Below are 2,232 nucleotides of genomic sequence, written 5' to 3' on the forward strand. Positions count from 1 at the left end.
GTGCCCCCGGCGGACCGGACTCCTCGCGTTCCCCGCGCCCGGGGTGCCACGCGTCGCGGCGCCCCGCGTCGCGGGTTCCGGCCCTGCTCGCCCGTGGTCCCGCCCCCGGGCCCCGCGCCGGGGGTTCCGGCGCCCTACCCCAGGTCGGCCGTGCGCCCCAGTGCGTCCGGCTGGGTCTGCTCGATCCGGCGCAGCATCCGGGCCAGCAGGCCGCAGAGCGCCGCGCGCTCCTCGTCCGCGATGTCCTGCAGCAGCTCCTCCTCGAACACCGCCGCCATCCGCATCGACTCCAGCCACTTGTCGCGGCCGTTCTCGGTCAGCTCGATGATCACCCGCACCCGGTTGGACTCGTCCCGTTCGCGGGTGACCAGGTCCTCGGCGACCATCCGGTCGATCCGGTGGGTCATCGCGGCAGGCGTGAGGCCGAGCCGCTTGGCCAGCTCGCCGGGCCCCAGTCGGTAGGGGCTGCCGGCCACCACCAGCGCCTTGAGCACCTCCCACTCCGCGGAGGTGATTCCGAGCACAGTCAGCTGCCGGTCGTACGCCACGCCCATCCGCCGGGCGACCCGGGAGAGGGTCTGCACGATCGTCTCCACCTGGGGGTCCACGGTGGGGAATTCCCGCTGGTAGAGGGCCACCTGCTCGGCGATGCCGAGCTCCAGGGGGGTGGCCGCCGGGGGCTTGTCGGCAGCCGGCGCCGGCTTCTCCGTAGTCATGCCGACAGTGTCGCACGCGAACGTGCATCCCTTAAGCCTTTGACTCCGCATCCTTCCGGTGCTAAGACTTTATCTCGTCAAACTTTAGCTCTGAAATCTTCCGGGCTTAAGAGTTCAGCTCGAGAGTTCCGGACGATCCGGGAAGGGATGTGCACGGTGACCGGCACGGTGAAGCAGCAGAGGCAGCAGCAGCGCGGGGCGGGCGGCCCGCTGCGCCGCGTCCAGATCGGCAACGCGCTCAGTGCGTTCGGCAGCGGGTTCACGATGCCGTACATGTTCGTGTACGTGGACCAGGTGCGCGGACTGGGCTCGCTGGCGGCCGGGATGGTCTTCACCGTCTTCGCGCTGGCCGCGCTCGCCGTCCTCCCGCTCACCGGCCGCGGCATCGACAGGTACGGACCCCGACCGGTGCTGCTGGCCGGTGCCGGGCTCGCCGCCACCGGCGCGTTCGCCTTCGGGCACGCCACCGGCACCCCGGCGCTGCTGGTCTCGTCCTTCCTGTTCGGCGCGGGTGTCACCACCTGCCAGCCGGCGCTGGCCACGATGATCGTCCGCTGCTCGACGGCGGCGACCCGCTCGCACGCCTTCGCGCTGCAGTTCACCCTGGTCAACCTGGGCATGGGCATCGGCGCGCTGGTCGGCGGGCAGATCGTCGACGTCGCCGACCCGGCCAGCCTCACCCGGCTGTTCACGATCGAGGCGGCGACCTTCCTCGGCCTGGCCCTGGTCACCGGCACCGCCCGGATACCGGACGTCCAGCTCAGCGTCGTCCAGGAGCAGGCCGACGGCCCCACCGGTCTGCGCGCCCTGTTCGCCGACAAGGCGATGGTGCGGCTCTGCGTCCTCGCCGGGCTGATCTTCTTCACCTGCTACGGCCAGTTCGAGTCCGGAGTCGCGGCCTTCGCCACCGACACCGTCGGCACCGCGCCGTCCACCCTGGGCTTCGCGATCGGCGCCAACGCGCTGACCATCGTCGTCCTGCAGATGTTCATGGTGCGGATCACCGCGCGCCGCCGCCGCACCACCGCGATGGCCGCGGCCGGCCTGGTCTGGCTGGCCGCCTGGGCGATGGCCCTGGTGGCCGGTCTGATCCGGACCGAGACCATGGCCGCCACGGTCGCGATCGTCTCGATCTACGCCCTGTTCGGCGTCGGCGAGTCGCTGCTCGCGCCCACCATGGGCCCGATCGTCGCGGACCTCGCCCCGGCCCGGCTGCTCGGCACCTACAACGCCGGGTACGCCCTGGTGAAGCAGATCGCGATCGCGGTCGGCCCGGCGGTCGGCGTGCTGCTGGTCGGCTCCGGCACCTGGCCGCTCTACCTGGCGGCCATGGCCGGCTCGACGCTGCTGGTGGTCCTGCTGGCGCTGCGGCTGCGTCCGTACCTCACGGCGGAGCAGGACAACGCGGCCCCGGCGGTGGTCCGCACGCCCGTGCCGGTCCGGGCCCGGTTCAAGGGCTTCGCCCGAAAAACTTGAGCCTTTCCGTGTCAAAGTCGGCCGATGGAGCTTCTACCGC

General features: G+C 71.8%; 2 protein-coding genes. One reads left to right on the forward strand and one right to left on the reverse strand.

Annotated elements, in window-relative coordinates:
* Positions 1 to 134: 134 nt before the first annotated feature.
* Positions 135 to 716 carry a MarR family winged helix-turn-helix transcriptional regulator gene (locus ABT247_RS33120; protein ID WP_350750252.1) on the reverse strand — a complete coding sequence of 194 codons (582 nt, stop codon included), beginning with the start codon at positions 714 to 716 and terminating at the stop codon, positions 135 to 137.
* 168 nt (positions 717 to 884) lie between these two features.
* On the opposite strand from ABT247_RS33120, the gene ABT247_RS33125 reads away from it, so the two are divergent.
* The gene (locus ABT247_RS33125) at positions 885 to 2,192 is read left to right on the forward strand and encodes an MFS transporter (protein ID WP_350750254.1); all 1,308 of its coding nucleotides are present in this window, start codon (positions 885 to 887) and stop codon (positions 2,190 to 2,192) included.
* Positions 2,193 to 2,232: the final 40 nt, after the last annotated feature.

The organism is Kitasatospora sp. NPDC001539 (assembly GCF_040298565.1).
Classification (GTDB): domain Bacteria; phylum Actinomycetota; class Actinomycetes; order Streptomycetales; family Streptomycetaceae; genus Kitasatospora.